Annotated in this window: 1 protein-coding gene; it reads left to right on the plus strand. The window is 61.5% G+C overall.

Annotation, left to right across the window (positions count from 1 at the left end; translation table 11 throughout):
• The coding region (locus U1H99_RS30045; protein ID WP_323145157.1) for a non-ribosomal peptide synthetase at positions 1-2,143 on the plus strand (2,143 nt) is incomplete at both ends.

Genomic DNA, 2,143 nt, shown 5'->3' on the forward strand with positions numbered 1-2,143 from the left:
ACGGACGATCTGGCCCTGGCGATCCGTGAGACGGCGCGTCGCGAAGGCGTTACCCCGGCCACTCTCTTTCACCTGGCTTGGGCTCAAGTGCTGGCACAGTGCTGCGGCTCGGATAACGTTGTATTCGGCACCGTTCTTTCCGGTCGTCTTCAGGGAACGGATGGGGCTGGCGAAGTCATCGGCATGTTCATCAATACATTGCCGCTTCATCTGCGTCTGTCGGGCATCAGCGTCAAGGAGGCCGTACGCAGCACCAACGCTCGCTTGACCGAATTGCTGACGCACGAACAGGCATCGCTGGCCCTGGCCCAGCGATGCAGCTCGGTACCGCCGACGCTGCCGCTTTTCACAACAATGCTGAATTATCGGCATAGCCATGCTGCATCCGCAGATGAGCCAGTCGATTCGCAGCGCGCATGGGATGGCATCCGGCACGTACGCGGAGAAGAGCGCACAAATTACCCATTAGGAGTTTCAGTCGACGATCTTGGCGACGGCTTTGCCATCAGTACCCAGTGTGTCAAGGCGATCGATCCTTCCCGCATCAATGCTTACCTGAACCGTGCGATGGAGTCGCTGATAGCGGCTCTGCGTGATGTACCAGAAAAAGAGGTCCGGTCGCTGGACATTCTTCCTGAGACCGAACGGCATCAGTTGCTCGTGCAGTTCAACGACACCGCGGCAGCCTATCCGCAAGACCATCTGATTCACCAGTTGTTCGAGCAGCAGGCAGCCCTGCAGCCCGAGGCGACGGCGGTGGTCTACGAACAGGATAGCCTCACGTATGCAGAACTGAACCGCCGTGCCAATCAGGTGGCGCACCGTCTGCTCTCGCTGGGGGTCAAGCCCGATGATCGGGTGGCGATCTGTGTCGAGCGCAGCCTCGAGATGGTTGTCGGCCTGCTGGGCATTCTCAAGGCAGGCGCGGCCTATGTGCCGCTCGACCCGGCCTATCCGCATGAGCGGCTGGCTTATATGCTGGCCGACTGCGCCCCGACGCTGCTGCTCAGCCAGACTGCGGTGCAGGAGCGGCTGCCACAGCGCAGCATGGCCACGCTGCTGCTTGATGAGCATGAAGCGACGTTCGGCCACTACCCGGACAGCAATCCAGTGCGCGGTGCGCTAACCCCGACCGAGAACAACCTGGCGTATGTCATCTACACGTCGGGTTCGACCGGCGTACCCAAGGGCGCCGGCGTGTTCCATCGCGGTCTGAGAAACCTACTGTTCTGGTACGGCAGCGAGTTCGCGTTTGGCGCCGCCGACAAGGTGCTGGTGGTGACCTCGTTCAGCTTCGATCTAACGCAAAAAAACCTCTTCGTGTGTCTTTTGGCGGGCGGGCAGCTGCACTTGGGCGCACCGCTGTTCGATCCCGAGCAGATTGTGGAACAGATCGCGCGCGAGCGCATTGATACCCTGAACATGACCCCAAGCGCGTTTTACGCCATCGCTGAGAGCGTCAATGCGGCGACACGCTGCACCAGCCTGCGTCGTGTATTCCTGGGCGGCGAACCCATCCAATATGGGCGTGTGGCCGAACTGCTGGAACGCTGTCCGCAGCTCGAACTCGTGAATAGCTACGGCCCGACCGAGTGCAGCGACGTGGTGAGCTACCACCGACTGGAGCGCGAAGGGCGGAACTACCGCAAGGAGCTTATTCCGATCGGTCGGCCGATCTTCAACACCCACATCTATGTGCTGAACCCCCACGGCATGCCGGTACCGGTAGGGGTGGCTGGCGAGATCCATATTGGCGGCATCGGCGTCGGGTTTGGCTACCTCAACCGCGGCGAACTGACCGCCGAGCGCTTCATCCCCGATCCGTTCAGCGCTGTGACCGGGGCCAGGATGTACCGCACGGGTGACCTGGGCCGCTATCTGGCCGACGGCAATATCGAATACCTCGGCCGCAACGACTTCCAGGTCAAGATTCGCGGTTTCCGTATCGAACTGGGCGAGATCGAGGCGCGCCTTGCTACTTGCGATGGCGTGCGCGAAGCGATCGTGATCGCGCGTGAAGACCAGCCTGGCGACAAGCGCCTGGTCGCCTATGTGGTTCCCCAGCCGGGCCGGGAAATCTCGACGGCCATTCTGCGCGCCGAGTTGGCCACGACACTGGCCGACTACATGTTGCCCGGTGCGT

The organism is Massilia phyllosphaerae, assembly GCF_034659755.1.
GTDB lineage: Bacteria > Pseudomonadota > Gammaproteobacteria > Burkholderiales > Burkholderiaceae_D > Telluria > Telluria phyllosphaerae.